This window comes from Nocardioides sp. NPDC057767, from assembly GCF_042798275.1.
Classification (GTDB): Bacteria; Actinomycetota; Actinomycetes; order Propionibacteriales; family Nocardioidaceae; genus Nocardioides.
The window spans coordinates 89,818-94,338 of the sequence record NZ_JBHVKJ010000018.1 but is presented as its reverse complement, the minus strand read 5'-3'; the positions used below and the strand labels follow the sequence as shown (position 1 = coordinate 94,338).

Genomic DNA, 4,521 nt, shown 5'->3' with positions numbered 1-4,521 from the left:
TCGACCACCGGTCTTCGAGCTTGTCGAGATGACTGTTGTTGGGGGTGGTGGTCTCGACAGGCTCGACCACCGGTCTTCGAGCTTGTCGAGATGACTGTTGTTGGGGGTGGTGGTCTCGACAGGCTCGACCACCGGTCTTCGAGCTTGTCGAGATGACCCCTGAGGGGTGGGCTCGGTCATCGAGCTTGTCGAGATGACCCTTGAGGGGTGGGCTCGGTCATCGAGCTTGTCGAGATGACGTTCATTGCGCGCGTGGATTCAGGGGTGCGGCGTCTGTGACGTGTTCGCCAGGGCCGGAAGATCTCCCGGTCGTTCCCTGATGAGCGCGAGGCGCTTGGCGCGGCTCCAGTTCTGGATCTGTTTCTCCCGGGCGAACGCATCGTCGACTCTGTCGTACTGCTCGTACCAGACCAGCTGCACGGGGAGACGATGGCGGGTGTACTCCGACGCGATGCTCGGACAGTCGGCGTTCGAGGTCGGTCGTGCTGCCGACGTAGAGGGTTCGGTCTGCGCAGAGAAGCATGTAGGTGTAAGCCATGCCTCTCATCATGAGTGGCACCACCGACAGTTTCGGATGTCGAGCTCGTGCCTGTCCGGAGGTCGAGCTTGTCGAGACCTCGACAGGCTCGACCACCGGGGTGGTGGTCTCGACAGGCTCGACCACCGGGGTGGTGGTCTCGACAGGCTCGACCGCCGGGGTGGTGGTCTCGACAGGCTCGACCGCCGGGGTGGTGGTCTCGACAGGCTCGACCACCGTGGGAGGGTCGGTGGTCGAGCTTGTCGAGACCACGCGGGACGGGGGCGGGGTGGGGGGTCTGAGGGGCAGGCCGGGGGGGTGGGTGGTCTGGCCCGTCTCCACGCGGGTGGTTGGTTCTTTGGCCCTGCTTTTGCCCACCACTCGTGACGGGGACGGGGTGGTCTCGACAGGCTCGACCACCAGTGGTCCGGGAGTTCTTGGTTGCGCGTTTCACGTGAAACAGTTCGTGTGTGAGCGAGGAACGTGAGGGCGTGGAGGGTCTCGGGGAGATCGACCCTCGGGCGGCGAAGGTCTTTCCGGCGGATCGGCTGGAGCTCGCGGAGAGGTACGCGGCCTGGCTGGCGGACGCCGGGGTCGTGCGAGGTCTGATCGGGCCCCGCGAGGTTCCGCGGCTGTGGGACCGGCACATCCTCAACTGCGCGGTGCTCGGCGAGGTGATCCCGGAAGGGGTGGCGGTGGCGGACATCGGGTCGGGCGCCGGACTACCAGGGCTGGTCCTCGCGATCGCCCGCCCGGATCTGCAGATCACGCTGATCGAGCCGCTGCTGCGACGTACGACATTTCTCGAAGAGGTCGCCGAGGACCTCGGGCTCGAGAACGTGACGGTGCTGCGGGGGAGGGCGGATGCCTTCCACGGTGAGCTCGGCTTCGACGTGGTGACCTCGCGAGCGGTCGCCGGCCTGGGGAAGCTGCTCGACTGGTCGATGCCGTTGGTGGTTCCCACCGGAGCGCTCGTCGCGATGAAGGGGTCGAGCATCGAGGCGGAGATTGCAGAGGCCGACTCGGAGCTGAAGAAGTGGGGATGCGCCCCTCCGACGGTCTCGGAGCTCGGTGTAGGCGTTTTGGAGACGACAACTGTCGCGGTTCGGGTGGTTTGGTCGGATCCTGCACGGGTAGATTGGCCGCCGGTCCCGAAGGGCGGCCAGAAGGGGTCCAAGGGTGGATCCCGGAAGAAGCGCCGCTGACGCGCACAACGCGGTGGTCTCGACAGGCTCGACCACCGGGTGGTCTCGACAAGCTCGACCACCGGCTATGGAGGATTAGGAACTATGCCGTACGACGACGAGAGCGCACAGAACGCCGTTTCACGTGAAACCGACGAACCGGTGTCGATCAGGCTCCGTACGGCCGGTGACATCGCGTCCTTCGAGAACGACTTCGCCACAGAGGCGACGCCGCTGGCAGCAGCAGCCGAGCACACGCTCCTGGCGCGAGGTGCCGCGGGCAACCGGCCGCCGCTGCCGCGCCCGGCGACCACGCGCGTGATCGTCTCCGCCAACCAGAAGGGTGGTGTCGGCAAGACCACCTCGACCGTGAACATCGCCGCGGCGCTGGCCCAGCTCGGGCAGAAGGTGCTGGTCATCGACCTCGACCCGCAGGGCAACGCCTGCACCGCGTTCGATGTCGATCACTACCAGGGCACCCCGGGGACGTACGAGGTCCTGGTCGAGGGTGCGGCGATCGAGGACGTCGTCGTGCCGGTGCCGAAGCTGGACGGTCTCGAGCTCGTACCGGCGACCATCGACCTGGCCGGCGCCGAGGTCGAGCTCGTCGAGGAGGAGGGACGTGAGCAGCGCCTGAAGACGGCGCTGGCGAAGTCCCCTCGCGTCGGCGACGCGGAGGACCGCTGGGACTACGTGCTCATCGACTGCCCGCCGTCGCTGGGCCTGCTGACGGTCAACGCGCTCGTCGCGAGCACCGAGGTCATGATCCCGATCCAGGCGGAGTACTACGCGCTCGAGGGTCTCGGCCAGCTCCTCAAGACGGTCGAGATGGTGCGCGCCGCGCTGAACCCGTCGTTGAAGGTCTCCTCGATGCTGATCACGATGTATGACGCCCGCACCCGCCTCGCCTCGCAGGTCGCCGAGGAGGTGCGCGAGCACTTCGGTGACACCGTCATGCGCACGTTCATCCCCCGCGCCGTGCGCGTGTCCGAGGCGCCGTCGTTCGGGCAGACCGTGATGACGTACGACCCCGGCTCGCCGGGTGCGCTGAGCTATCTCGAGGCCGCCAAGGAGCTCGCCAAGCAGGGCGAGCAGGGATGATCGAGCTCGTCGAGATCGCCGGCAAGTCAGCACGATCACCGGTGGTCGAGCTTGTCGAGACCACCCGCGGAGCGGCCGGGGCACCGGTGGTCGAGCTTGTCGAGACCACCCGCGGAGCGGCCGGGGCACCGGTGGTCGAGCTTGTCGAGACCACCCGCAGAGCAGCAGAGAACTGACATGGGGGACACCGAAATATGAGCAAGCAGCCGCCGAAGCGTGGTCTCGGACGAGGTCTGGGATCGCTGATCCCAACCGCTCCTGCCGCGAGCGGAAACGAGTCGACGGACAGCGCTTCTGTCCATCCGGACGTCCGTCATTCGGACCTTCCCGCTGGAGCGACTTCTGGCCCATCCGTGGACCCCGGGTCCACCGACTCGGCGGAAGGCCGCCAGATCGAGAATTCGGATCTGGCGCCTGTCGACGGCGCATATTTCGCCGAGCTGCCGGTCAAGCAGATCCACCCGAACCACGTGCAGCCTCGTCAGGTTTTCGACGAGGAGGCGATGGCCGAACTGGTCCATTCGATCAGTGAGATCGGACTTCTCCAGCCCATCGTCGTCCGGAAGGTTGCGGCCGACTCCTACGAGCTGGTCATGGGTGAGCGCCGGTGGCGCGCCACCCAGAAGGCCGGCCTCGATGTCATCCCGGCGATCGTCCGTGAGACCGATGACACCGACATGCTCCGCGACGCGCTCCTGGAGAACCTCCACCGCTCGCAGCTGAACCCTCTCGAGGAGGCGGCCGCCTACCAACAGCTGCTCAACGACTTCGCGTGTACGCACGACGAGCTCGCTCAGCGGATCGGCCGGTCGCGGCCGCAGATCTCCAACACCATCCGGCTGCTGAAGCTGTCGCCGTCGGTGCAGCGCCGGGTCGCCGCGGGCGTGCTCTCCGCCGGCCACGCGCGGGCGCTGCTCGCGGTCGACGGTGAGGCGCAGCAGGACAAGCTCGCCCAGAAGGTGGTGGCGGAGGGCATCTCCGTGCGCGGCCTCGAGGAGATCGTCGCTCTCGGCGACCCGGACGGCGATGCCTTCGCGACGCCCCGGGTTCGACGCGCCAAGCCGAGTGCGCCAGGGCTCAAGGAGATCTCCGACAGGCTCTCGGACCGCTTCGACACCCGCGTCAAGGTCGATCTGGGGCGTTCCAAGGGAAAGATCACCGTCGAGTTCGCCACGCTGGACGACCTGCGACGCATCGTCGAGCTGATGTCTCCGCCGGCAGACGAATCCATTTAGCCATTAAGCGACAAAGCGTTTTGTCGACAAATGGCTAGACCGGTCATCGAGTCTGTCGAGATGACCCCGTGACGGGGCATGGTGGTCTCGACAAGCTCGACCACCGGTCACGAGATGACCTCTGAGCGGGGTCCGGGTGGTCTCGACAGGCTCGACCACCGGTCACGAGATGACCTCTGAGCCGGGTCCGGGTGGTCTCGACAGGCTCGACCACCGGTCATGAGATGACCTCTGAGCCGGGTCCGGGTGGTCTCGACAGGCTCGACCACCGGTCATGAGATGACCTCTGAGCCGGGTCCGGGTGGTCTCGACAGGCTCGACCACCGGTCACGAGATGACCTCTGAGCGGGGTCCGGGTGGTCTCGACAGGCTCGACCACCGGTCATGAGATGACCTCTGAGCGGGGTCCGGGTGGTCTCGACAGGCTCGACCACCGGTCATGAGATGACCTCTGAGCGGGGTCCGGGTGGTCTCGACAGGCTCG

5 protein-coding genes are annotated in these 4,521 nt (G+C 66.7%); 4 read left to right on the top strand and 1 reads right to left on the bottom strand.

Features of this window, described 5'->3' with window-relative positions; translation table 11 throughout:
- Nucleotides 1-258: 258 nt before the first annotated feature.
- Nucleotides 259-420, bottom strand: coding sequence for a hypothetical protein (locus ACFVDI_RS11680; protein ID WP_378904626.1), 162 nt, complete (start codon nt 418-420; stop codon nt 259-261).
- A 567-nt stretch (nt 421-987) separates the two neighbouring features.
- On the opposite strand from ACFVDI_RS11680, the gene rsmG reads away from it, so the two are divergent.
- The 4 genes from rsmG to ACFVDI_RS11660 all read left to right on the top strand — a co-directional run bounded on the left by rsmG (nt 988) and on the right by ACFVDI_RS11660 (nt 4,037).
- Nucleotides 988-1,722 (top strand): 16S rRNA (guanine(527)-N(7))-methyltransferase RsmG, encoded by a 735-nt coding sequence (gene rsmG / locus ACFVDI_RS11675; RefSeq protein ID WP_378904620.1) that lies wholly within the window; start codon nt 988-990, stop codon nt 1,720-1,722.
- 84 nt (nt 1,723-1,806) lie between these two features.
- On the top strand, nt 1,807-2,802 hold the full coding sequence (locus ACFVDI_RS11670) for a ParA family protein (protein WP_378904617.1): 996 nt from the start codon (nt 1,807-1,809) through the stop codon (nt 2,800-2,802).
- Nucleotides 2,799-2,978, top strand: coding sequence for a hypothetical protein (locus tag ACFVDI_RS11665; RefSeq protein ID WP_378904614.1), 180 nt, complete (start codon nt 2,799-2,801; stop codon nt 2,976-2,978). The genes ACFVDI_RS11670 and ACFVDI_RS11665 overlap by 4 nt, the downstream gene beginning before the upstream one ends.
- Nucleotides 2,979-2,996: 18 nt before the next feature.
- Nucleotides 2,997-4,037 (top strand): ParB/RepB/Spo0J family partition protein, encoded by a 1,041-nt coding sequence (locus ACFVDI_RS11660; protein ID WP_378904611.1) that lies wholly within the window; start codon nt 2,997-2,999, stop codon nt 4,035-4,037.
- Nucleotides 4,038-4,521: the final 484 nt, after the last annotated feature.

Bases quoted from the DNA above. Each gene is read 5' to 3' on its own strand.
- ACFVDI_RS11660 (WP_378904611.1), top strand. From the start codon at position 2,997: ATGAGCAAGCAGCCGCCGAAGCGTGGTCTCGGACGAGGTCTGGGATCG.
- ACFVDI_RS11670 (WP_378904617.1), top strand. From the start codon at position 1,807: ATGCCGTACGACGACGAGAGCGCACAGAACGCCGTTTCACGTGAAACC.
- ACFVDI_RS11665 (WP_378904614.1), top strand. From the start codon at position 2,799: ATGATCGAGCTCGTCGAGATCGCCGGCAAGTCAGCACGATCACCGGTG.